This is a genomic window from Halopseudomonas pelagia CL-AP6 (assembly GCF_000410875.1).
GTDB classification, from domain to species: domain Bacteria; phylum Pseudomonadota; class Gammaproteobacteria; order Pseudomonadales; family Pseudomonadaceae; genus Halopseudomonas; species Halopseudomonas pelagia.
The window spans coordinates 143783-166221 of record NZ_AROI01000014.1 but is presented as its reverse complement, the minus strand read 5'-3'; the positions used below and the strand labels follow the sequence as shown (position 1 = coordinate 166221).

The 22439-nt window shown below is 55.8% G+C and carries 19 protein-coding genes; 1 reads left to right on the top strand and 18 read right to left on the bottom strand.

The features are described 5' to 3' along the window. Nucleotides 1-87: 87 nt before the first annotated feature. The 7 genes from K787_RS0112310 to K787_RS0112280 all read right to left on the bottom strand — a co-directional run bounded on the left by K787_RS0112310 (nt 88) and on the right by K787_RS0112280 (nt 8785). Nucleotides 88-1878, bottom strand: a complete 1791-nt coding sequence (locus K787_RS0112310) for an ABCB family ABC transporter ATP-binding protein/permease (RefSeq protein WP_022963110.1) — start codon at nt 1876-1878, stop codon at nt 88-90. A 157-nt stretch (nt 1879-2035) separates the two neighbouring features. Further along, entirely contained in the window at nt 2036-3385 is a 1350-nt protein-coding gene (locus K787_RS0112305) for a hypothetical protein (protein WP_022963109.1), read from the bottom strand. Nucleotides 3386-3744: 359 nt separating this feature from the next. Then, nucleotides 3745-4521, bottom strand: a complete 777-nt coding sequence (locus K787_RS0112300) for a dienelactone hydrolase family protein (protein ID WP_022963108.1) — start codon at nt 4519-4521, stop codon at nt 3745-3747. 199 nt (nt 4522-4720) lie between these two features. Further along, nucleotides 4721-6625, bottom strand: a complete 1905-nt coding sequence (htpG, locus tag K787_RS0112295; RefSeq protein ID WP_022963107.1) for a molecular chaperone HtpG — start codon at nt 6623-6625, stop codon at nt 4721-4723. A 155-nt stretch (nt 6626-6780) separates the two neighbouring features. After that, nucleotides 6781-7791 (bottom strand): hypothetical protein, encoded by a 1011-nt coding sequence (locus K787_RS0112290; RefSeq protein WP_022963106.1) that lies wholly within the window; start codon nt 7789-7791, stop codon nt 6781-6783. A gap of 83 nt (nt 7792-7874) precedes the next feature. Next, nucleotides 7875-8315: a PaaI family thioesterase gene (locus tag K787_RS0112285; protein WP_028614891.1), complete on the bottom strand. Its 441-nt coding sequence runs from the start codon at nt 8313-8315 to the stop codon at nt 7875-7877. A 2-nt stretch (nt 8316-8317) separates the two neighbouring features. Next, entirely contained in the window at nt 8318-8785 is a 468-nt protein-coding gene (locus K787_RS0112280) for a PaaI family thioesterase (protein WP_022963104.1), read from the bottom strand. A 152-nt stretch (nt 8786-8937) separates the two neighbouring features. Between K787_RS0112280 and K787_RS23000 the strand changes: the two genes are divergently transcribed. After that, nucleotides 8938-9318, top strand: coding sequence for a hypothetical protein (locus tag K787_RS23000; protein WP_152486833.1), 381 nt, complete (start codon nt 8938-8940; stop codon nt 9316-9318). Nucleotides 9319-9498: 180 nt separating this feature from the next. On the opposite strand, the gene K787_RS0112270 is transcribed toward K787_RS23000, so the two are convergent. From K787_RS0112270 to sdhC, 11 genes are all read right to left on the bottom strand, one after another. Then, nucleotides 9499-9894, bottom strand: coding sequence for an MAPEG family protein (locus tag K787_RS0112270; RefSeq protein ID WP_022963102.1), 396 nt, complete (start codon nt 9892-9894; stop codon nt 9499-9501). Continuing rightward, nucleotides 9891-10655, bottom strand: coding sequence for a DUF599 domain-containing protein (locus K787_RS0112265; RefSeq protein WP_022963101.1), 765 nt, complete (start codon nt 10653-10655; stop codon nt 9891-9893). The genes K787_RS0112270 and K787_RS0112265 overlap by 4 nt, the downstream gene beginning before the upstream one ends. 159 nt (nt 10656-10814) lie before the next feature. Beyond that, on the bottom strand, nt 10815-11699 hold the full coding sequence (sucD, locus tag K787_RS0112260) for a succinate--CoA ligase subunit alpha (protein ID WP_022963100.1): 885 nt from the start codon (nt 11697-11699) through the stop codon (nt 10815-10817). Then, nucleotides 11699-12865: an ADP-forming succinate--CoA ligase subunit beta gene (gene sucC / locus K787_RS0112255; protein WP_022963099.1), complete on the bottom strand. Its 1167-nt coding sequence runs from the start codon at nt 12863-12865 to the stop codon at nt 11699-11701. Before sucC ends, sucD begins: the two co-directional genes overlap by 1 nt. Nucleotides 12866-13149: 284 nt before the next feature. Beyond that, entirely contained in the window at nt 13150-14586 is a 1437-nt protein-coding gene (lpdA, locus tag K787_RS0112250) for a dihydrolipoyl dehydrogenase (RefSeq protein WP_022963098.1), read from the bottom strand. Nucleotides 14587-14688: 102 nt separating this feature from the next. Then, a complete protein-coding gene (odhB, locus tag K787_RS0112245; protein ID WP_022963097.1) occupies nt 14689-15933 on the bottom strand; it encodes a 2-oxoglutarate dehydrogenase complex dihydrolipoyllysine-residue succinyltransferase in 1245 nt (414 codons plus the stop codon). 40 nt (nt 15934-15973) lie between these two features. Continuing rightward, nucleotides 15974-18814 (bottom strand): 2-oxoglutarate dehydrogenase E1 component, encoded by a 2841-nt coding sequence (locus K787_RS0112240; protein ID WP_022963096.1) that lies wholly within the window; start codon nt 18812-18814, stop codon nt 15974-15976. Nucleotides 18815-19120: 306 nt separating this feature from the next. Beyond that, on the bottom strand, nt 19121-19825 hold the full coding sequence (locus tag K787_RS0112235; protein WP_022963095.1) for a succinate dehydrogenase iron-sulfur subunit: 705 nt from the start codon (nt 19823-19825) through the stop codon (nt 19121-19123). A gap of 11 nt (nt 19826-19836) precedes the next feature. After that, nucleotides 19837-21609, bottom strand: coding sequence for a succinate dehydrogenase flavoprotein subunit (sdhA, locus tag K787_RS0112230; protein ID WP_022963094.1), 1773 nt, complete (start codon nt 21607-21609; stop codon nt 19837-19839). Beyond that, on the bottom strand, nt 21610-21978 hold the full coding sequence (gene sdhD / locus K787_RS0112225) for a succinate dehydrogenase, hydrophobic membrane anchor protein (RefSeq protein WP_022963093.1): 369 nt from the start codon (nt 21976-21978) through the stop codon (nt 21610-21612). Next, nucleotides 21972-22346, bottom strand: a complete 375-nt coding sequence (gene sdhC, locus K787_RS0112220; RefSeq protein ID WP_028614889.1) for a succinate dehydrogenase, cytochrome b556 subunit — start codon at nt 22344-22346, stop codon at nt 21972-21974. The genes sdhD and sdhC overlap by 7 nt, the downstream gene beginning before the upstream one ends. Nucleotides 22347-22439 lie beyond the last annotated feature (93 nt).

Below are 22439 nucleotides of genomic sequence, written 5' to 3'. Positions count from 1 at the left end.
GTTCCATCTCGGCCAGCGAACTTATCTGCTAGCACAAGGGTCGAGGTGAAACCAGTCCTTCCCGGAGGAGGTACTAAGAAAAGTCAACTAGCCTTGGGGTTGTTGTTCCCGCTGCTGATCAGCCCAAAGCCGCGCATAGGCGCCGCCTGCAGCCAATAAGTCGGCGTGACTGCCCTGCTCCACTACCCGCCCCTGGTCCAATACCAGAATCCGCTCGGCGTGCACGATGGTCGACAGGCGATGCGCGATCGCCAGGGTCGTGCGTTTTTGCGAGACTAGATTCAAAGCGTCGAGAATCAGCCGCTCGGCATGGGTATCGAGCGAAGACGTGGCCTCGTCGAGAATCAAAATCGGCGGATTCTTCAGTAGTACTCGGGCGATAGCGATACGTTGCTTCTCGCCACCGGACAGTTTCAGACCCCGCTCACCCACCTGCGTATCCAGACCCTTTGGCAGACGCCGTACGAAGTCTTCCAGTTGCGCCATCCTTAGCGCCTGCCATATCTGCTCCTGCGAAGCGCCGGGCTTGCCGTAGGCGATGTTATAGCCAATGCTGTCGTTAAACAGCACCGTGTCCTGCGGCACTACACCAATCGCCTGGCGCAGGCTGTCCTGGGTCACACTGCGAATATCCTGACCGTCGATACGGATGGCGCCGCCAGCCACGTCATAGAACCGGAACAGTAAACGCGCCAGGGTGGATTTACCGGCGCCGCTGGGCCCAACGATCGCCAGGGTATGCCCGGCCGGAATATGCAGGTCCACTCCCTGCAAAATCGGCCGAAGGGGATCGTAGGCATGACTGACCTGGTCAAAATCCACTGCACCGCCAGTGATCTGCAGCGGTTTGGCATCGGCGGCATCGGCAACTTTAACCGGCGCTTCCAGCAAGCCGAACAGGCGTTCGATATTCGTCAGCGCCTCGCGAATTTCGCGGTAAATAAATCCGAGAAACCCCAAGGGCACGAACAGCTGAATCATATAGGCGTTGATCATCACCAACTCACCCAGGGTCATGGCACCGGCGGCTACCTGATTAGCAGCCATAAACATCATCAGCGTGACCGACCCGGCGATAATCAACGCCTGCCCGGAGTTCAGCGCCGCCAATGACAGGCGATTCTTCATCCGCGCCGCCTCCCAGCCTGCCAGGTGCGTGTCGTACTCCTGCGCCTCGAAGCGCTCATTGCCGAAGTACTTGACCGTTTCGTAGTTCAGCAGGCTGTCCACCGCCCGGGTATTCGAGCTGTTGTCCAGCTTGTTGCTTTCCCGTACGAAGCGGTTGCGCCACTCGGTACACCAGATCGAAAACGCGCCGTACAGCAGCACGGAACCAAGTACGGTCAGGGCATACATGGGGCTGAAGTTGATTAGCAGAATGACCGCAATCAGGCCGATCTCAAGCAGCGTAGGAATGATATTGAAAACCATGAAGCGCAGCAAAAAGCTGATGCCGCTGGTACCGCGCTCGATATCCCGAGCCAGGCCACCGGTTCGACGCGCCAAGTGAAAGCCCAGATCAAGGCGATGCAGATGTTCGAACACCCGTAGTGAAACGCGCCGCATTGCCCGCTCGGCCACGCGGGCAAAGACCGCATCACGCAGTTCCGAGAAAAACACCCCGGAGAACCGCAGTAGACCGTACATCGCCAACAGCGCAACGGGTACCAAAACCAGCGCATCGGTGGTCGCTTCGAAATGCTCGACGATCAGCTTTAGCGCCCAAGGTACCGCTACGCCCGCCAACTTGGCGACCAGCAAGAAGCCCATGGCCAGCGCAACGCGGCCACGGAATTCGCTGAGATAGGGGATCAAGCTGGTCATGATGCGCCAGTTGACCGGCCCACCATCGTATTGATTATCGGAATTGGGACGCACGGGATTTCCTTAGGCAAGCGACAAGCGGCCTTAGTGTGATTCCTGGCCTAACGAAGTCAAGCCTTTCCCAACAGCCTTCCCATTGCAGGACATCCCGTGATTGGGGGCCTGGCAATCTGTCGCTTACGGCTGGAGGGTCCGAAGGCCCTCCCCTCACTTAGTCCTCGTGCGGAATCGGGTCGCGGTTGACATCCCAGCCGACCAGCAGCAGCGTCGCCAACACACCGAAAGTCAGACCGATCCAGGGTTCGAAGAATGCCAAGGCAGCGCCAATCAGCACTACGGTGCCGCGCGAAGTGTTGTTCTGCGGAATGGACATGGCCACATAAGCACAAGCGAAACCTGTCAGCACCAATGTTAGCGAGAGCGCGATACCCAGCAACGGCTGTAGCCCTGTAAGCAGCGGCAACACGAAGAACATGATCGGCAGGCCCATCAGGTAATAGGAGGCAAGGCCGCTGTGCAGGCTGTTCATGTTCTCTTTGCCCAGCTTCCAGCGCTGCACAATGATCACCTGCACGCCGGTCCACATAGTGCCCTGAGTCGGGAAAAACGGTGCTGCCACCCCCATCACCGCGTTGCGGATCGCTACAGAAATATGCGTGCGGGTCGGATTGATGTCGATATGCTCATCATGGCGCGCAGTCAGGCCGTCACGAATCACCTCGTTACCGGTGACCATGTCGCCGAACAGAATTACATAGGTGATGATTGCCAGGGGGATGCCCTGCAGAAACATCTCCAGGCTTGGCCAACCAATCGCAAAGGGCGACATTTGTGCCCAGGCAGCGCCAACCGGCGGGATCAAGATCCCCCACTGGATATCATAGGTCACCTCGCCGACCATCGGGCCGACGACCGCTGCGATGATGAAACCAGGTAGCAGGCCTAGCGCGCCAATGATCGCAAACGCCTTGTACTTAAGCTTGAGCTTCTGCATTGGCAGCGAGAAGGCAAAAATCAGGCACACCGCGCAGGCCAGAGTGATGGCAATGGGTTGCTGTAGCAGAAAGCGGTCGGCGTCGTCGATAAATACGCGTTTGAGTGCGGCAATCGCAGCACCAAGAATGATACCGGCCTTGAGCGTATCAGGCAGCCAGAGCACGAACTTCTTACCCAGTCCGGAAATACCCAGAATAAACAATAATGCAGCAAAGTTCAGAGACAGTGCGGTCATCGCCTGCCAGCGGGAAGCCGGATCATCATAGCCGCCCAGTACATAGGCCAGCACCAAGGGCAGTGCTGGCGTAATCCACCCGGGCGCGTAGGGTTCACCGAACACAATAATCGCCGAGGCAATGATCGCAGAATGGATCATCGATACCGCTACTGCTTCTTCAAACCCGAGCCCAAAGAACTCCATCATCAGTGGCACCAGCGCCAAGCCGGTTGCAGCAGCCACAAACAGGCCCTGCATCGCTTCCTGCCAATAAAACCGGGTGTGATAGAACGGCATGCGGAAGGTAAAGGGGCCCCAGCGCCAACCGGGCAATTCGGGTTTGGACATAGCAGACTCTCCGTGACGTTTAAATTATTCTTTTAGGTCAATGAACGGCACGCACTGTTCAGTACGGCGTTCCACGACGGGGTCCATTATGCCGCCTGTAAAGATAAATGTGCACAGCCTGCAGCATGCTTTCCAGAGCCACAAACGACGATAGAAAAAGCCCGCAGGAGTGACTCAAAGCCAGCCATAACAAGGTCTGCGGCAAAGACCTGGCATAGCAACGCAGGCCCAGCCATCTCGAGTACGTGTCATCACCACCATGAATAACCTGACTAACCCGGGCGCTCCTCACTGTTCAGCGACCCTGCAGGCGTTCTGCAGGGTCGCTGCAGCCAAGCGGATAGTGGATCAAAGCGAGGTTATTCCATGCTTTGCGCAAAAAATAGCTGCATCGCGGCGAATGCACGTGCTGCTACCTGAGGGTGGTACTCATTGCGGCCCGGCGTAGCGGCCGTCGGATCGGTGAAGGAATGCACCGCACCGCCGTAATTGACGAACTGCCAATCCACCTCGGCGTCACGCATCTCTTTCTCGAAAGTGCGAATTTGTTCGGCGGGCACCGCAGGATCATCCGCGCCGTTCAGCACCAATACCGGCGATTTGATCGCCTTGGCGTCGTCGAGTTCAGGCGTATCCAGATTACCGTGGAAGGACACCACGCCATCAATGTCAGTACCGGAACGTGCCAGTTCCAATACCACGCCACCGCCGAAACAGAAGCCAATGGCACCCATTTTTGAGCTGTCCAACACCGCGAGATCGCTCTGTTTGAAGACCTCCAGCGCTGCATTCACGCGCTCGCGCATCAGCAGCCGGTCCGACCGTACAAAGGTAGCAGCGTCCCTGGCCTCCTCTGCGTTACTGGGGCGCACCGACTTGCCGTACATGTCAGCGACAAACACCACATAGTCAGAACCGCCCGCACGGTAGGCCTTTTTCAGCGCGTTATCGGTCATGCCCATCCAATTGGGCACCATCAATAGTCCGGGACGCTTGTCCTGTACCGAACCGTCATAGACCAGCACGCCTTCATAGGCTTCGCCATCAATCTCGTAAGCAACGGGCTGGGTCACCATTTCTGCCTGCGCCATGCCTACGGCGCCAAGTATTAACATGGTAGTCAGAGTCTTTCTCATTGTGGGCTCCTGGTCAAAAAAGTTCATTCAGGGGGGGATGTGGCTATGGATGCAAGTAGGTATGTTTGGATTTCAGCTTAGACGCTCGGACCCAGGCGTGCGCGTCCCGTCACATCATGTTGACGTTTAGGCCGCCAATAAAAAGGCCCAGTCACCTGAATGACTGAGCCCTTTGTTCACACTGTTAATGCCTTGCTGCTTACTTGCTGAGTTCCACCAGCAGCGCATTCAGCCGGCGCACATAGGCACCCGGGTCCTGAAGGCTCTCGCCAGCCGCCAGCGCTGCCTGGTCGAACAGGATGTGGCTTAGATCGCCAAAGCGCGCCTCATCCTGCTCCTTATCGAGCTTATCCAGCAGCGGATGGGCCGGGTTGATCTCCATAATCGGTTTGCTTTCCGGCGCAGGCTGACCCGTAGCCTCGAGGATCTTGCGCATCTGCAAACCCATGCCGTCTTCATTGATCACCAATACGGCCGGTGAGTCAGTCAGGCGGTGCGAGACCTTGACGTCTTCAACACTGTCGCTGAGCACGTCCTTGATGCGCTGCACCAGGTCGGCTTTGGCCTTGGCCGCTTCTTCCTGAGCTTGCTTGTCCTCATCAGCCTCCAACTTGCCCAGATCCAGGTCACCGCGAGCGATGTCGACGAAGCTCTTGCCCTGATACTCGGTCAAATGGCTCATCAGCCACTCGTCGATACGATCAGTGAGCAGCAGCACCTCGATACCCTTCTTGCGGAAGATTTCCAGGTGCGGACTGTTTTTTACCTGGTTGTAACGCTCGCCGGTCAGGTAGTAGATCTTGTCCTGACCTTCCTGCATGCGCTCTACATAGGCATCGAGACTGACCACTTCGCTGTCGTCGTTCTGCTGGGTGGAAGCAAAGCGCAGTAAGCCGGCAATTTTCTCGCGGTTGGCGAAGTCTTCGGCCGGGCCTTCTTTCAACACGCTGCCGAAATTTTTCCAGAAGGTGGCGTACTGCTCAGGCTCTTTCTTAGCCAGTTTTTCCAGCATATCCAGCACGCGCTTGGTCAATGCCGACTTCATGCTGTCGATGGCCGGATCTTTCTGCAGGATCTCGCGTGATACGTTCAATGACAGATCGTTGGAGTCAACCACACCCTTGATAAAGCGCAGGTAAAGCGGCAGGAACTGCTCGGCATCGTCCATGATGAACACGCGCTGCACATACAGTTTCAGGCCGCGCGGGGCTTCGCGCTGGTACAGATCAAAGGGAGCACGGGCTGGCACATACAGCAGGCTGGTGTACTCAAGCTTGCCTTCAACCTTGTTATGGCTCCAGCTCAGCGGGTTTTCAAAGTCATGGGCCACATGCTTGTAGAACTCCTGGTACTCCTCGTCCTTCACCTCGGTACGAGCACGAGTCCAGAGTGCGCTGGCACGGTTAACCGTTTCCCATTCCAGCTCAGCAGGCTTGTCCTTGTCGTCACCCATATGCTGCTTGGGCAATTCGATAGGCAGGGAGATGTGGTCGGAGTATTTCTTCACCACATTGCGCAAACGCCAGCCATCGGCAAATTCGGATTCGGCCGCCTTCAGATGCAGTACAATGCGCGTGCCACGCTCGGCTTTGGTGACATTCTCGATGGTGAATTCGCCTTCGCCAGCGGATTCCCAGCGCACGCCTTCGTCATTTTCCAGGCCAGCGCGACGGGTAAATACCTCGACCTTATCGGCAACGATAAAGGCACTGTAAAAACCCACCCCAAACTGGCCAATCAAACTCGCATCTTTCTTCTGATCTCCGGTCAGTTGCTGCATAAAGGCAGCAGTGCCGGACTTGGCGATGGTGCCCAGGTTCTCGATCACTTCGTCGCGGGACATGCCAATGCCATTGTCTTCAATGGTCAGCGTGTTAGCAGTTTCATCCGAGCTGATACGAATGCCGATATTCGGTTGATCTTCCAGCAGTTCAGGCTTGGCAATCGCTTCAAAGCGCAGCTTGTCAGAGGCATCAGAGGCGTTGGAAATCAGCTCGCGGAGAAAGATCTCCTTGTTCGAATACATCGAATGGATCATCAGATGCAGCAGCTGCTTCACCTCAGTCTGAAATCCAAGCGTTTCCTTATGGGCTTCCACGGTCATCTTCGGTTGTCTCCCTTTGGTTTCTCTAGGCATTTTCAGTCAAGGCCCTCAGCCCCACATGAGGTTGTTGAGACAATGACGGAAAACTCGGCAACGAAGGCATTCGCTTACCGAGCTGATGGGCCTTTAATGGGGACAACTGCGAAGAATTCAAGTCACCGCGTGGAACGGTAGCGCACTTCCAGGCTGAGAATATCCAGCGGGTGAAAATGGTAATCCACCTGATTGGGGCCACGCGGCTGCGCTATGACGACCCGTTGGTCGCCACTCACGGCTTTCAACCGCCCTTCATATACACGATCCGTGACGGTGACTAACCTGACATTCTGGCCGAGAAACAATTCTGGTTCATCCAGCAGCGCAAGCAGGCTGATCCTTTGCCATTGGCCCAGCTGCGGCTCCACCGGCAGCCGCACACTCGGCTGCACAACCGCTCGGTTAGCGGGCGCAGCAGGCTGTGACCTAGCTGATTCGCGCTCAAGCGTCTTAAGCCATGCCGGCGTCTCTTCCAGCCAGACCTCCCCGGCCAGTCGCGTAGCATCCTGGCTGGGCAGATGCAGGTGCATATTTACCCGAGTGCGACCATCGGGCTGCGGATTGAATTCCAGGCTCATTGTGTAGCCATCAACCACCCGACGCAGCCCAGGCGCCTTTAGTGCACCGGTATACCACTGCATTACCAGTTCCGGACCGGGGCCCAGATCACCCGGCAAACGCTCAACCCGTCGCTGGCGCAGCGCACCCGGGACGCTGGCGAAGCGGATAGTCAGCGATCGACGGACGCGCTCGCCCTCGCCCTCCACCAAAACCAGCTCGTTGTTGTTCCAGAACACCCGGTCAGGTAGAAAGCGCTGACCCATCAACTCGCCTTCGATGTCGCCTTGAGCCGACCGGGATGGGATCCAGTCGCCGGCCATTAACGCATCGAACCGCTCTGGTTGGTCGCGGTGCAGCAAGGCCGCCCCCAGCAGAATAAATGCCAGGCCCAGCAACAGCAGCAACCGAGGTATCAGCGCATAACCGCGCCGCCGCAACACCAGGGTCACCAACGGCAGGAAAATGGCGAGCAGCAGCGGGCCGACGCCCAGGGCTCTGGCATTCAATACCAACCAGGCCCAGGCAATCAGCACCACGACAACACCGCTGACGATCAACAAGGCATCCATGTCTGCACATTCCCAATGCGTAAGTGGTTTGTGAGGATGATCTGTCAGCCCGCGGGTCTGGTTATGTCGCCACCAACGGTCAGTCAATCCAGCTTGAAATGCGCCCTCGCGGTGGCTATCGGCTCGTTAGACCGAGTCTGCCAGGCGGTTATCGCCACATTACCTACTCGCCTGCCCTGGCGCCATACCTGACAGGTGGCATAAGTGTCTTTGTATAGACCTGCACGAAGGTAGTCGATGGAAAAATCGATTATTTTAGGAAAGCTTGAACTGCTCATGGAGATCATCAGGTGCAGCATCGCTGCTTGCTCCATAAAACCGGCGATGACCCCACCGTGCAGCGCTGGCAACACCGGATTGCCGATATTGTCCTTGGCGATGGGCAGGTGAAATACCACTTCCTCACCAAGCCTTAGTACCTGCATGCCTATAGTAGTAGCATACGGAATGCTTGCCACCAAAGGGGCAAAATTGCCGGTATCGTGCGCATCTATTACCAACTGCTCGATTTGCGCGGTAGTCAGCGTCATTGCACCTCTCCATCAATCTGGCGGGACAGCTGCCCTTTCGCATCCGGTTTGCCCATGCGCATAAAAGTGCCCACCACGTGGGCGATCGGTTGCTCACGATCATCCTGGTAGGCGACCCCACGGGTAAAAATCACTGTCGGCGAAATCCGGTAGCACTGGGCAAAGCCATAAATGGCCCTGCCCGGCTCGGCTGGATGCATGTAATCGATGCGCAGATCCAGCGTCGGACAGATTTCAAACTCGGGCAGGTAGCACACAGTGGAAATACCACAGCAGGTATCCATCAGCGTAGTAATCGCACCACCATGCACGACGCCGCTCACCGGGTTACCTATAATGGCTGGGCTGTAGGGCAGTTTGATAATAAGCCCGTGCTCGTCAGCTTGCTCTACGGTCATCCCCAGGACCTGACAATGCCGCAGTACAGACAGGAAACTTCGGGCGCGTTCTGGAATATTAGTCATACAGTTTCTCGATACGGGCCAACCGCCGCAGCACGGGCCACCTAAGGGCCGTCATAATAAACAGAAGCCGCAACAGACTCCACAAGTGGGTGATGCTATCGAAGTTCGAGTGAGAGCCGAGGAACTATTATAAAACTTTCCGGACTAAGCTTATGATAATCATCACCAAGGAGAAATCGATGAAAAAATTGTGCGCAACGGCCGTTCTGATGGCTAGTCTGGGTTTATTGGCAGCCTGCCAGCAAGAGCCTGAAGACAAAATGGACGATGCTGCTGATTCCATGTCTGAATCCATGGAAAGCATGGGCGAGGCTGCGGAAGAAGCGGGCGAAGCTGCAGAGCTGAAAGCTCGTGAAGCAACCGGTAACGAAGAGTCCATGAGTGAACGGACTCGGGACAACATGGAAGATGCTGGCGATGCCGTCGGTGAGGCTTATGAAGATAGCGCTGACTATGTGAAAGAAAAAGCGGGTGACGTTCGCGATTCCGCTGCAGAAACCAGAGATTCGATCGAAGAAAGCATGGAAGAGTAATGCTTTCGGGCATGCCCGTCTGGGCATGCCCTCTTCCTTGCCTCCAATACCTTTCAGAACATCCCGGCCTGAACCTTCCAGCTGAACCCCGCCAGATTTACAGCCGCGCTATTGGCATTAAAGCATTTAGCATCAAACCAGTGGCTACAGAAAACCATGGGGTTCATACTAAAACAGGCTTCAAGCTAAAGCAGGTGAAAGCAGCAGTCCCAGACAGCTGATAAAACCGACGCCCCAGACCAGGCTACGCACCTTATCCAGATTCATCAGATAAAGGACTGTGTAGGCAACCCGCGAAATAATGAATAGCGCAGCCAACAGGTTGATTGTAAAGCCCTGAGTATTGGTTACCTGCGCCACCAGAACGCCCGCTGCAAATAACGGAAAAGCCTCCAGCATATTAGAATGTGCCGCCATGGCGCGCGCGCCCCACCCGGTTAACGCAGCCTGTTGCGCCCGCGGATGACGATTGTCGTAACCTTTATCGCTGCTTCTGGCCATAGCTACAGCCACCGGCGCTTTGGTAAATACGATCAACAGGGCTGCAAAAAACAGACACCATAATGGAAAGCTCATTCAACTTTCTCCTGAGTGGGCGACTCAACCGCCGCCGTTGGGCTGAACATCATGACTTCAAGCACGTCCGAATGAAACTCCCGACGGTACAATACCCAGACTACACCGGCCGTGGTCACCATAAAGAATAGCGGGTTGATAAACCAGGTCAGTGCAGCCAAGGCAAAATAATAAGCACGCAACCCGAGGTTGAACTCATTTCCGGCCATGGATAACACCGCAGCCGCCCTGGCGGCATAAGCTTTGCGCTCTGTTTCAGTGACGTTCTTCTCACCCACCAACGGTGCCGACCCCAACAATACTGACGCGAAATTGTATTGGCGCATACCCCAGGAGAAGGTAAAAAACGCGTAGACAAAAATGGTCAACATCACTAACAGTTTCATCTCCGACATTTGCCGGCTGACGGTCGCCACGAAGGGCATATCCTGAAGCAAGGTTTGCGCTCGGTCGGTGGCGCCCATCACCGTGATCAAACCGGCCAGTATCAGCAAGGTACTAGAGGCAAAGAAGGCGGTATTACGCTCCAGATTACCGATCACGCTGGCATCAGCAATACGCTGCTCGCGCATCAACAACCGGCTCATCCAGTCCTGACGGTAAAGGTGTAGCACGCTGGCCAGGCACGCGGTGTCGCGGCCCTTGTGCCGCGCATAGAAGGTATAACCTATCCAACAAAACAGAAACCAGAGCAAAGCCAATAAATTGAACCAGATAGCACCAGCATCGGGAAAATCAGGTAGCTCAGGTAGCACGGGCATTCGGGCCCCTCTTCAAGCGAAAACCATTCGGATTAATACAGGCAGTATAGCCACTCGCACGCTGCCCGTACTGGTGAGAAGCACTGGATCCAATGAAAGACACTCACCCATAAAAAACCCCGCCGAAGCGGGGTTTTTTACTGCCTGATGGGAGAAGAATTACTTCTTCAAAGCCCAACCGGTCAGCTCGGCCAATGCAACGCCGATATCGGCCAGCGAACGTACTGTTTTAACACCCGCATCTTCCAGCGCAGCAAACTTCTCGTCTGCCGTGCCCTTACCACCGGAAATGATTGCGCCGGCGTGACCCATGCGCTTACCGGCAGGTGCCGTAACACCAGCGATGTAGGACACAACTGGCTTGGTCACGTTGGCCTTGATGTAGGCTGCCGCTTCTTCCTCGGCGCTACCACCGATCTCGCCGATCATGACGATAGCTTCGGTCTTCGGATCGTCCTGGAACATCTGCAGGATATCGATGAAGTTGGAGCCCGGAATCGGGTCACCACCGATACCGACACAGGTAGACTGGCCAAAGCCAGCATCTGTAGTCTGCTTCACGGCTTCATAAGTCAGGGTGCCGGAACGTGAAACGATACCGACCTTGCCTGGCAAGTGAATGTGACCGGGCATGATGCCAATCTTGCATTCGCCGGGGGTAATAACGCCTGGGCAGTTAGGCCCGATCAGGCGCACGCCCAACTGGTCACAGACGACTTTGCAGTCGAGCATGTCCAGCGTCGGGATGCCTTCAGTAATGCACACGATCAGCTCAATGCCGCCATTAGCTGCTTCCAGGATCGAGTCCTTGCAGAACGGAGCAGGAACGTAGATCACACTGGCGGTGGCGCCAGTTTTCTCTACCGCTTCGCGAACGGTATTGAACACGGGCAGGCCCAGGTGAGTAGTACCACCCTTGCCCGGGGTCACGCCGCCAACCATCTTGGTGCCGTACTCGATGGCTTGCTCAGAGTGGAAAGTACCCTGTGCGCCAGTAAAGCCCTGGCAGATAACTTTGGTGTCTTTATTGATCAGGATGCTCATTATTTACCCTCCGCGGCCTTGACGACTTGCTGGGCAGCGTCGGTCAGACTGGTTGCTGCGATGATGTTCAGACCACTTTCCTTTAGTACCTTGGCGCCCAGTTCGGCATTGTTGCCTTCCAGACGAACCACTACCGGTACTTTCACGCCGACTTCCTTCACTGCACCGATGATGCCTTCAGCAATCATGTCGCAACGAACGATGCCACCGAAGATGTTGACCAGAACGGCCTTCACATTGGTGTCGGAGAGGATGATCTTGAAAGCTTCAGTAACGCGCTCTTTGGTCGCACCACCGCCCACATCCAAGAAGTTGGCAGGCTTGCCGCCGTGGTGGTTGACGATATCCATGGTACCCATGGCCAGGCCAGCACCGTTGACCATGCAGCCGATATTGCCTTCCAGCGCAACATAGTTGAGCTCGAACTTGGCAGCGTGGGCTTCACGCGGATCGTCCTGCGACGGATCGTGCATGCCACGCAGCTTGGGCTGACGGTACATGGCGTTGCCATCGATGCCAAGTTTGGCATCCAGGCAATGCAGGTTGCCGTCTTCCTTGATCACCAACGGGTTGATTTCCAGCAGAGCCAGATCGTAGTCGGCAAAAAGTTTGCCCAGACCAACAAAGATATTGGTGAACTGCTTGATCTGATCGCCTTTCAGGCCCAGTTGGAAAGCCAGGTCGCGGCCCTGATAGGGCTGCGGGCCGACCAGCGGATCAACGATGGCTTTGATGATTTTCTCGGGAGTCTCTTCCGCTACCTTCTCAATTTCCACGCCACCTTCGGTGGAGGCCATGAACACGATACGGCGGCTGGAGCGATCCACGACCGCACCCAGGTACAGCTCCTGAGCGATATCGGTGCAGGACTCAACCAGAATCTTGGTCACTGGCTGACCACTAGCATCAGTCTGATAGGTCACCAGACGTTGGCCCAACCATTTTTCAGCGAACGCTTTGGCTTCGTCCTTGCTCTTGATCAGCTTGACGCCGCCAGCCTTACCACGGCCGCCCGCGTGAACCTGGGCCTTAACCACCCACATATCACCGCCAATCTTATCGCAAGCTTCGGCCGCGGCTTCTGGAGTGTCTACTGCAAAACCTTTTGAGACAGGAAGGCCGTACTCAGCGAACAGCTGCTTCCCCTGATATTCGTGAAGATTCATGCGTATCTACCGTTTTGATCGTGTAGGAACTACGTTTCATAACGCCGGCAGCATCGCCGGATCGAGTCCGACTCCTGCCTGCATTACCCTTATCACCGGTATGGAAGCTCTGAGCAGTTGCCTGGGCCGTCGAATCGCGTCGTTGCGTCCGATATACTTCCCGCGCACTGTTCAGAACCGCCATTGATGACCAGACCGATTGCTCGGTCGATATTGCCGCTTCGAAATAACGCCAGCGGGGCTGGCAAGCCGAATAACGACCTGCCAGTCACAGGGACGCTATATTATCGCTTCTTGCGATTGGCGACATGTATTGCGTGACCATTTACCGCTAGAGCCGCTTCATGCAGCGCTTCGGAAACAGTCGGGTGTGAAAATACCATCATGCCAAGGTCTTCAGCACTGGTGCCGAATTCCATACCAATGGCGCCCTGCTGAACCAGTTCGGCAGCGCCAGGGCCAATCACGTGAACACCCAGGACGCGGTCGGTCTTGGCATCAGCAATCACCTTAACCATACCACCGGCATCGTTGGCAGCCACGGCGCGGCCGTTGGCCGCAAACGGAAAGACGCCAACATTAACTTCAACGCCTTCAGTCTTGAGCTGTTGTTCGTTCTTGCCAACCCATGCAATTTCCGGGTGGGTATAGATAACCGAAGGAACCAAGTCATAGTTCATTGCGGTTTTGTGACCGGCAATACGCTCGGCAACCATTACGCCCTCTTCCGACGCCTTGTGTGCGAGCATCGCGCCACGCACCGCATCACCCACGGCATACACACCGGGAACGCTGGTCGCACAATAGTCGTCAGCAAAGATCACACCGCGCTCATCCATATCCACGCCGGAATCACTGGCTAGCAGGTTTTCGGTGTAAGGGCGGCGGCCTACGGCGACAATCAGTTTGTCAAAGCTCAACTGCTGTTCACCGTCTGCGTCCGTGAAAGACACAGTGACTTGCTTACGCTTGATATCGGTACCCGTTACGCGAGCACCCAGGCGGATCTGCATGCCTTGCTTGGTGAAGGTCTTCAGCGCTTCCTTGGAGATCTGCTCATCAGCCAGACCGAGAAACTTGTCCAGTGCCTCGAAGACCACAACCTCGGCGCCCAGACGCCGCCATACCGAACCCAGCTCCAGACCGATCACGCCAGCACCGATCACGCCAAGTTTCTTGGGCACAGTCTGAAATTCCAGTGCGCCAGTGGAGTCAACGATAATGTCGTCGGTCAGCGGCGCCGGGGGAATTTCGATGGGGCGCGAGCCGGAGGCGAGAATTACGTTCTCGGCTTCCAGTACGGTAGTTTTGCCCTCAGCATCAGTCACTTCAACTTTCTTGCCAGCCAATAGCTTGCCGTGACCCTCAATACTGGTCACGCCATTGGCCTTGAACAAAGCAGTCACACCGCCGGTGAACTGCTTGACGATCTTGTCCTTGCGCTCGAGCATCGCTGGAATGTCGATGCTCAGGCCCTTGGTGCTGATACCGTGAATCTGAAAACCATCCTGGGCTTCATGAAACTTCCAGGAGCTATCCAGCAGCGCTTTGGAGGGAATGCAACCGACGTTGAGGCAAGTGCCGCCCAGCGCCTGCTTGCCGTCCTTGCCCACGTATTTCTCGATACAGGCTACCTTCAAACCCAACTGGGCAGCACGAATGGCAGCCACATAACCGCCGGGGCCGGCGCCGATTACTACTACATCGTATTTATCACTCATAACCCAATTCCTCTGTTTGCAGCTGTGTGGGTGAAGCCGCCCCAACGCTTGTGACGTATAAGAGCAGCTTGCCGCGTGCCGCTTGAAGCTTGCAGCTGTTAATCAGATGTCCAGCAGCAGTCGAGCCGGATCTTCCAGCAGTTCTTTAATCGCGACCAGAAAGCTAACCGCTTCCTTGCCGTCGATCAGGCGATGGTCGTAGGACAGCGCCAGATACATCATCGGCAGAATCACCACCTGACCGTTGACCGCCATTGGGCGTTCCTGGATCTTGTGCATGCCCAGAATCGCTGCCTGCGGTGGATTGACAATCGGTGAAGACAGCAGCGAGCCGAATACGCCGCCGTTGGAAATAGTAAAGGTGCCGCCGGTCATGTCTTCCATGGACAGCTTGCCTTCCTTCGCCTTGCGGCCGAAGTCAGCGATGGTACCTTCCACCTGAGCCAGGCTCATGTGTTCGGTGTTACGCAGGATCGGCACCACCAGACCACGGTCACTGGACACAGCCACACCGATATCCTGATAACCGTGGTAGACCACGTCGGCACCGTCGATGGACGCGTTCACGGCAGGATAACGCTTCAGCGCTTCAGTCGCCGCTTTAACGAAGAAGGACATAAAGCCCAGACGCACGCCGTTGTGCTTCTTCTCGAATAGGTCCTTGTACTTCTTGCGCAGATCCATGATCGGCTTCATGTCGACTTCATTGAAGGTCGTCAACATGGCCATGGTCGACTGGGCATCAACCAGACGCTCGGCGATGCGTGCACGCAAACGCGTCATCGGCACGCGTTTCTCGACGCGGTCGCCCTCACCCAGGCTCGGTGCAGCTTCGGCTGCGGCGGGCTTGACCGCTGCAGCCGGCTTGGCCGGTGCGTTTTTCTTCGCCTCGACGGCGTTCATTACGTCTTCCTTGGTAACGCGACCGCCCTTGCCTGTGCCGGCAATATCACCCGCAGCTAGACCATTTTCTTCAGCGATCTTGCGCGCCGCAGGTGACAGCAGGGGCTCTTCACCCGAAGCAGAAGCCTCACTGGCAGCAGCCTTGTCGGCGCCTTTGCTTTCAGTTTTTTCTTCAGGTTTGCCTTCCGGCTTGGCAGAAGCCGTTTCGCCATCTTTCAGGCTACCCAGCACTTCGCCACTGAGTACGGTGTCGCCTTCACCCTTGACGATATCGCCAAGTACGCCATCGGCTTCCGCCAGCACTTCCAGTACGACCTTGTCGGTTTCGATGTCGACGATCAGGTCATCACGCTTGACGGCGTCGCCAGGCTGCTTGTGCCAGGTTGCCACGGTGCCATCGGCAATCGATTCGGGAAATGTTGGGGCCTTGATTTCAATAGCCATTGTTAATCCTTAAATTAATGCTGTGTTGTCTGCCAGATGCTCAAGCGGTGAGTGCGTCTTGCAATAGTTTTTCCTGCTGTTCGGCGTGCATGGCCGGATAACCGCAAGCAGGTGATGCCGAGGCCTCCCGTCCAGCGTAGTCCAATGGCAGGTTCTTGACCTTATGCTGGGCTATCACGCGTCGCATATGGTGTTGGCTGCAGTACCAGGCGCCCTGGTTCATCGGTTCTTCCTGGCACCAGACGACCTTCTTCAAGGATTTATAACTAGCCAGCACTTCTGCCAGATCATCCTCGGGGAAGGGATACAGCTGTTCGATACGGATAATCGCCGCATTGTCGAGTTCATCCTTGCGGCGCTTCTCCAGCAGATCGTAATACACCTTGCCGCTGCACATGATGACTCGTTCGACCTTCTTCGGATCCAGGGCATCAACCTCTGGAATCACAGTCTGGAACGAACCTTCGGCCAGATCTTCCAGCGAGGAGATGGCAAGTTTATGACGCAACAGGGATTTGGGTGTCAACGCGACCAATGGCTTACGCAGCGGGCGAATCACCTGACGGCGCAGCATGTGGTACATCTGCGCCGGAGTTGAAGGCACGCAAACCTGAATATTGTGCTCGGCACTCAATTGCAGGAAGCGCTCCAGGCGAGCAGATGAATGTTCTGGCCCCTGCCCTTCATACCCGTGTGGCAGGAGCATAGTCAGACCACAGAGGCGGCCCCACTTGTGCTCACCGCTGGTAATAAACTGGTCAACCACCACTTGTGCACCGTTGAAAAAATCACCGAACTGCGCTTCCCATACCACCAGGACATTTGGTGTGGTCGTGGCGTAGCCATACTCAAAGGCCAACACCGCTTCCTCTGACAGCAACGAATCATAGATATCAAAGCGCGGCTGGTTCTCGGCCAGATTGGCCAAGGGAATATAGGTGCTGCCATCTTTCTGATTATGTAGCACCGCGTGGCGGTGGGAGAAGGTCCCGCGACCTACGTCCTGGCCCGTGATGCGCACAGGATGGCCCTCGTGCAACAGGGTCGCGTAGGCCATGGTTTCGGCGAAGCCCCAGTTCAGCGACAAAGCACCAGCCGCCATCTTGTTGCGATCTTCGACAATCTTGTTGACCTGACGCTGAATCACCAACCCATCGGGAAAGTCATTCATCCGATTGGCCAGTTCTTGAAGGGTCTTCAGGTCAAAACGGGTATCGTGACGCGCCGTCCACTTGTGGTCCAGATACGGCGCCCAGTCTACAAAGGAGCTGGTATCGGGCTCCTTGACCAGGCTCTTGACCACGTGATCGCCGTTGTCTAGCGCGTTGCGGTACTCTTCCATCATGCCCTGTACGTCATCACTGGACAGCACGGTTTCAGTGACCAGACGCTCGGCATAGATTTCCCGCGTGGTGGCGTGCTTGGTGATCTTCTCGTACATCAGCGGCTGAGTACCGGACGGCTCATCCGCCTCGTTGTGACCGCGACGGCGGTAGCAAACGAGATCGATCACTACGTCGCGCTTGAACTGCATGCGATAGTCGACAGCCAACTGGGTTACGAACAAAACCGCTTCTGGATCGTCACCGTTGACGTGAAAGATCGGTGCCTGGATCATCTTCGCCACGTCAGTACAATACTCGGTAGAACGTGCATCATCCTGACGGCTGGTGGTAAAACCAACCTGGTTATTAACGATGATGTGGATGGTTCCGCCGGTCTTGTACGCCCGGGTCTGCGACATCTGGAAGGTCTCCATGACGACGCCCTGGCCTGCAAAGGCCGCATCCCCATGGATGTTGATCGGCAATACCCGATCACCTGAATAATCCTTGCGACGATCCTGACGGGCACGCACCGAGCCTTCCACCACCGGAGACACAATCTCCAGATGCGAAGGGTTAAAGGCCAGAGCCAGGTGCATTTCACCACCTGGGGTCATCACGTTCGATGAGAAGCCCTGGTGGTATTTGACGTCGCCTGAACTCAGATTGCTTTTTTTCTTGCCTTCGAACTCGTCAAACAATTCGCGCGGGTTCTTACCAAGAATATTCACCAGCACGTTCAGGCGGCCGCGGTGGGCCATGCCCAGTACCGCTTCCTGCGTACCGTAAGAGCCTGCGCGCTGGATAATCTCATCGAGCATCGGAATCAGACTCTCACCGCCTTCCACACCGAAGCGCTTGGTGCCAGGGAACTTGGTACCCAGATATTTTTCCAGACCTTCAGCCGCAGTCAAACGCTCCAGCAGATGACGCTTGGTCGGTACTGAATGCTGAGGCTTGCCACGCACGCTTTCCAGACGCTGCTGAAACCAGCGCCGCTGGGTTGAATCAACGATGTGCATGTATTCTGCACCGAAGGTCGAGCAATAAGTCGATTTCAGTGCGTCGAGAATTTCTCGCAGAGGCGCTTCTTCTTTGCCGATATGCAACTCACCGGTGCGGAAGGGGGTATCCAGATCAGCATTCGTCAGGCCGTAGTCGGCTAATGTCAGGTCAGCAATTTCTTCACGTTGCCAAAGGCCAAGTGGATCAAGGCTGGAACTCTGGTGGCCGCGCATCCGGAAAGCCTGGATGAGGCGCAGCACATCAACCTGTTTTTTCTCGTGCTCACTACTGACAACACCGCCACCGTTGACCGTAGCGGTACGCCGCTGATTCTTGGCCAATAGTTGAAAGTGTTCACGAATCGTCGAATGGGAAACATCCGACCCGGCATGGCCGTTGGCTTGCGGCAATTTCTGAAAATAGCTGCGCCACTCATCGGCAATACTGTTTGGGTCGTGCAGATAGAGCTCATATAGCTCTTCAACATAGGAGGCATTCCCACCGTCAAGATGAGATGTGCTCCACAGCTGCTGCATTTCGCTGTCTGGCATGCTTGGTCACCCTCTATAAGGGGACACCATCTGGCACAAAGACCATTAATTGGCAAAAACACTGCCATCCGCGCAAAACATGTGGTGGAGGACGGCATTGTCTCTGCCATTCACCCTGTCTTGTCATGTTCTGCGAAACCGGAATATTGCCGGCCCCGACAGATAGTTCGGGTGTTACCCGATTGCCCCTGTTGGTTTAGGTACATACAAGCCGCGGCTTTGTGGGCTGCGGCTCGATTTAAAAAACTGACCGGCTTCCCTATAGCAGGAGCCGGCACAGGCCAACGTAATGCAGACCGCGACCGCTTAGGTACCGCTCTGCAGCAACATGTTGCGAATGTGGCCGATTGCACGGGTCGGATTAAGACCCTTGGGGCACACATTCACACAGTTCATGATGCCGCGGCAGCGAAATACGCTAAACGGATCGTCCAGTGCTGCCAGACGCTCGTCGGTTTGGGTGTCGCGGCTATCCGCCAGGAAGCGGTAAGCTTGCAACAGACCCGCTGGACCGATGAACTTGTCCGGATTCCACCAGAAGGAAGGGCAGGCAGTAGAGCAGCAAGCACAGAGAATACACTCGTACAAACCATCCAGTTTTTCCCGCTCTTCCGGCGACTGCAGGCGCTCGATAGCCGGCGCCGGCGTGTCGTTCTGCAAATACGGTTGAACCTTTTCGTATTGCTTGTAGAAGATGCTCATATCCACAACCAAGTCACGTATGACGGGCAAACCCGGCAGCGGACGCAACACTAACTTGTTTTTCTTGACCACATCGGACAACGGGGTGATGCAAGCCAACCCGTTCTTGCCGTTGATATTCATCCCGTCGGAGCCGCATACACCCTCACGGCAGGAGCGACGATAGGCCATGCCCACGTCCTGCTCCTTGACCAGAGCCAGCACATCAAGAACCATGATGTCCTTGCCGCCGGTATCGATCTGGAAGTCCTGCATGTAGGGAGCGCTGTCGCTCTCCGGGTTGTATCGGTAGACGCTTACTTGCAGCATATCGGTCACCCTTAGTAAGTCCGGATCTTAGGTTCAAACACAGGCACTGTTTTCGGCGCGAAGTTGACTGCCCGCTTACGCAACTCTTTGGTGGCAGGCATATACAGGCTGTGGCACAGCCAGTTTTCATCATCACGATCTTCAAAATCTTCACGGGCATGCGCACCACGGCTTTCGGTACGCAGGTTGGCGGCTATGGCTGTTGCCTCGGCCACTTCCAGAAGGTTTTGCAATTCCAGTGCTTCGATACGCGCAGTGTTGAACGCCTGGCTCTTGTCATCAATCTTCACGGTCGCAATACGCTCGCGCAGATCGGCCAGCTGTTTGATACCTTTTTCCATAAACTCACCGGTACGGAACACACCGAAGTAATTCTGCATGCAGTTCTGCAGCTCCTTACGCAGTGGCGCGACCTCTTCGCCGGCGGTACGCTTATTCAACGCATCCAGACGGCCCAGCGACGCTTCGATGTCAGATTCGGACGCCGAGCGATGCTCAACGCCATCTTTCAACGAAGACTCCAGATGCAGACCTGCGGCACGACCAAACACCACCAGATCGAGCAGCGAGTTGCCGCCCAGACGGTTGGCGCCGTGCACCGATACACAAGCAACCTCACCTACAGCAAACAGACCATCAACGATCTTGTCCTGGCCGTTGGCATCCTGGGTAATTGCCTGGCCATGAATGTTGGTCGGAATACCGCCCATCATGTAGTGGCAGGTCGGAACCACGGGAATCGGTGCAGTGACTGGATCAACGTGAGCAAAGGTCTTGGACAATTCACAGATACCCGGCAGGCGGCTGTGCAGAACTTCCTCGCCCAGGTGATCAAGCTTGAGCATGACATGGTCGCCGTCAGGGCCACAGCCGTTACCGGCAATGATTTCCTTGACCATGGAACGAGCCACAACGTCACGACCAGCTAGGTCTTTGGCATTGGGCGCGTAACGCTCCATAAACCGCTCGCCATGCTTGTTGATCAGGTAACCACCTTCGCCACGGCAACCTTCGGTCACCAGGGTACCTGCGCCGGCAATACCGGTCGGATGGAACTGCCACATTTCAATATCTTGCACTGGTACGCCAGCGCGCAGCGCCATGCCGATACCGTCGCCGGTATTGATTAGCGCGTTGGTGGTCGAAGCGTAAATACGCCCTGCGCCACCAGTGGCCAATACAGTCGCCTTGGAACGGATATAGGCGGTCTCACCAGTTTCAATGCAGATTGCAATCACACCCACCACAGTACCGTCCTGGTTCTTCACCAGATCGACTGCATACCATTCATTGAGGAAGGTGGTGTTGTGCTTGACGTTGTTCTGATACAACGTGTGCAGCAGAGCGTGACCGGTGCGGTCGGCCGCTGCACAGGTACGTGCCGCCTGAGTCGGATCGTCTGGCCCCTTGGACTGACCACCGAACGGACGCTGATAGATACGGCCCTGCTCGGTACGGGAGAACGGCAGACCCATGTGCTCGAGCTCGAAAATCGCTTCCGGGCCAACCGAACACATGTATTCGATAGCGTCCTGGTCACCGATATAGTCGGAACCCTTGACGGTATCGTACATGTGCCAGCGCCAGTCATCGTTCGGATCAGCAGAAGCAATGGCGCAAGTGATGCCGCCCTGGGCAGACACCGTGTGCGAGCGGGTCGGGAATACCTTGGTGACCACGGCAGTCTTGTGACCGCCTTGGGCCAGTTGCAGCGCTGCGCGCATGCCTGCACCACCACCACCTACGATGATAGCGTCGAAAGTCAACGTACGAATGTTAGCCATTTAGATACCCCAAAGAATCTGCACGCCCCAGACAAAAAAGACAAACATCGCCAAACCGCACACCGCCTGAAACAGGAAGCGAACAATAGTGGCTGAGTTGCCCAGTGCCATGGGAGTCAGGTAGTCAGTAGAAATGGTCCACATTCCGACCCAAGCGTGAACGCTCAGGGCCACCAGCGTGAGCAGACTGAATATACGCATCCAGTTCTGGCTGAACAGACCTTGCCAATCCGCATAAGTGAAGCCCGGATTGAATATCAGATAACCCAGCAGGAACAGCACATAAGCTGCCAGTAACACGGCAGATACACGCTGCACCATCCAGTCATAAAGACCGCTACGAGACAGGTTGGTGACGTTGGTTACCATATCCACACCCCCAGAAGAACAATCAGAATGACGGATACGACAATCACAATCTGTGAGCCCAGCTTACCGCTCTCGAGGCCCTCACCTATTCCGGCGTCCATGATCAGGTGACGAATACCGGCGACCAGGTGATACAACAGGGCAGACAACACACCCCATAGGATCAGTTTGGCCAGCGGATTCTGCAAAACCGACTGCACTTGCTCAAAACCACTTTCGGAACTCAATGACACGTCCAGCATCCAAAGCAGACCGGCGATGGAAATGAACAGAATGATGCCCGAAATACGGTGAGCAATCGAAGTCAGCGCTGTGACAGGAAGTTTGATTGTCCTGAGATCTAGATTGACAGGTCTTTTGCTATTCACGGCTATATTCACACTCGTGGCCCCTTTTTAATTCAGGGCTGGATTATAGGAAGGTGCACTATTGTGGGTACCCCAGCAGCATAACTTCTTGAC

Excerpts from the sequence above, each read along its gene's own strand:
- sucD (WP_022963100.1), bottom strand. The coding sequence starts at position 11,699 with ATGAGCATCCTGATCAATAAAGACACCAAAGTTATCTGCCAGGGCTTT.
- K787_RS0112305 (WP_022963109.1), bottom strand. The coding sequence starts at position 3,385 with ATGTCCAAACCCGAATTGCCCGGTTGGCGCTGGGGCCCCTTTACCTTC.
- lpdA (WP_022963098.1), bottom strand. The coding sequence starts at position 14,586 with ATGAGTGATAAATACGATGTAGTAGTAATCGGCGCCGGCCCCGGCGGT.
- sucC (WP_022963099.1), bottom strand. The coding sequence starts at position 12,865 with ATGAATCTTCACGAATATCAGGGGAAGCAGCTGTTCGCTGAGTACGGC.
- K787_RS0112265 (WP_022963101.1), bottom strand. The coding sequence starts at position 10,655 with ATGCCCGTGCTACCTGAGCTACCTGATTTTCCCGATGCTGGTGCTATC.
- K787_RS0112290 (WP_022963106.1), bottom strand. The coding sequence starts at position 7,791 with ATGGATGCCTTGTTGATCGTCAGCGGTGTTGTCGTGGTGCTGATTGCC.
- K787_RS23000 (WP_152486833.1), top strand. The coding sequence starts at position 8,938 with ATGATAATCATCACCAAGGAGAAATCGATGAAAAAATTGTGCGCAACG.
- sdhA (WP_022963094.1), bottom strand. The coding sequence starts at position 21,609 with ATGGCTAACATTCGTACGTTGACTTTCGACGCTATCATCGTAGGTGGT.
- K787_RS0112300 (WP_022963108.1), bottom strand. The coding sequence starts at position 4,521 with ATGAGAAAGACTCTGACTACCATGTTAATACTTGGCGCCGTAGGCATG.
- htpG (WP_022963107.1), bottom strand. The coding sequence starts at position 6,625 with ATGACCGTGGAAGCCCATAAGGAAACGCTTGGATTTCAGACTGAGGTG.
- K787_RS0112270 (WP_022963102.1), bottom strand. The coding sequence starts at position 9,894 with ATGAGCTTTCCATTATGGTGTCTGTTTTTTGCAGCCCTGTTGATCGTA.
- odhB (WP_022963097.1), bottom strand. The coding sequence starts at position 15,933 with ATGGCTATTGAAATCAAGGCCCCAACATTTCCCGAATCGATTGCCGAT.
- K787_RS0112280 (WP_022963104.1), bottom strand. The coding sequence starts at position 8,785 with ATGACTAATATTCCAGAACGCGCCCGAAGTTTCCTGTCTGTACTGCGG.
- sdhD (WP_022963093.1), bottom strand. The coding sequence starts at position 21,978 with ATGGTAACCAACGTCACCAACCTGTCTCGTAGCGGTCTTTATGACTGG.
- K787_RS0112235 (WP_022963095.1), bottom strand. The coding sequence starts at position 19,825 with ATGCTGCAAGTAAGCGTCTACCGATACAACCCGGAGAGCGACAGCGCT.
- K787_RS0112240 (WP_022963096.1), bottom strand. The coding sequence starts at position 18,814 with ATGCCAGACAGCGAAATGCAGCAGCTGTGGAGCACATCTCATCTTGAC.